General features: G+C 46.8%; 1 protein-coding gene. It reads left to right on the top strand.

Annotated features, from left to right (window positions below):
• Positions 1-7: 7 nt before the first annotated feature.
• A partial coding sequence (locus tag A3739_RS14915) for a UvrD-helicase domain-containing protein (protein ID WP_156502607.1) occupies positions 8-1,099 on the top strand: 1,092 nt, incomplete at its 3' end.

The raw sequence follows: 1,099 nt of genomic DNA, 5'->3' as shown, positions 1-1,099 counted from the left end.
CACCCTAATGGACGTATCTCATTTACTTGATGGCTTAAACGACGCACAACGCGAAGCAGTCGCAGCCCCTATGCAAAACTTACTCGTATTGGCTGGAGCTGGAAGCGGAAAAACCCGTGTTCTTGTTCATCGTATTGCTTGGTTGATGCAAATCGAGGGCATTAGTCCTACATCTATTATGGCTGTTACCTTCACCAATAAAGCAGCCAAAGAGATGCGTGGGCGTATTGAAGAGCTTCTAAACATTCCGAGCCGAGGCATGTGGTTTGGGACGTTTCACGGCATCGCTCATCGTTTTTTACGTGCCCATTTCAGAGAAGCCGAATTACCAGAGAATTTTCAGATTCTTGATTCCGATGATCAACTTCGCATCATCAAGCGTCTGATGCGTGATCGCGGCATCGATGAAGCGCGCATTCCGCCACGCCAAGTACAAGGTTTTATCAATAGCCGAAAAGACGAAGGGGTTCGGGCTAAACATTTAGCGCCTGCGAAAAATCCTTTCGACAAGCAACTACATGGTTTGTACCTCGATTATGAAGAGCAATGCCAACAGTCTGGTCTCGTCGATTTCGGTGAGCTACTGTTGCGTTCACATGAAATCTGGCTGAACCATCCGGCTCTTCTTTCGCATTATCAGGAGCGCTTTAGCTACTTACTAGTAGACGAGTTCCAAGATACCAACACCGTACAATATGCTTGGCTACGTGTACTCGCTGGAGACCGTATTCCGGTCATGGTGGTTGGCGATGATGATCAAAGTATCTATGGCTGGCGCGGCGCAAAAATTGAAAATATTCGCCAATACGAAAGCGATTTTGCTAATACGCATACCGCGCGCCTCGAACAAAACTATCGTTCAACGGGCAATATACTTAATGCTGCGAACGCCTTGATCTCTAACAACGGCAGTCGGCTAGGCAAACAACTTTGGACAGATGACAAAGATGGCGAACTCATCGACCTGTATGCAGGATTTAATGAACAAGACGAAGCCAATTATATTGCAGATCGCATTTCTGCTTGGGTAGAGCAAGGCAATCTTCGTCAAGATACTGCGATCTTATACCGCTCTAATGCGCAATCACGCATTCTCGAA

It is taken from the genome of Oleiphilus sp. HI0067 (assembly GCF_001635735.1).
This window is presented reverse-complemented; position numbering and strand designations above follow the sequence as displayed.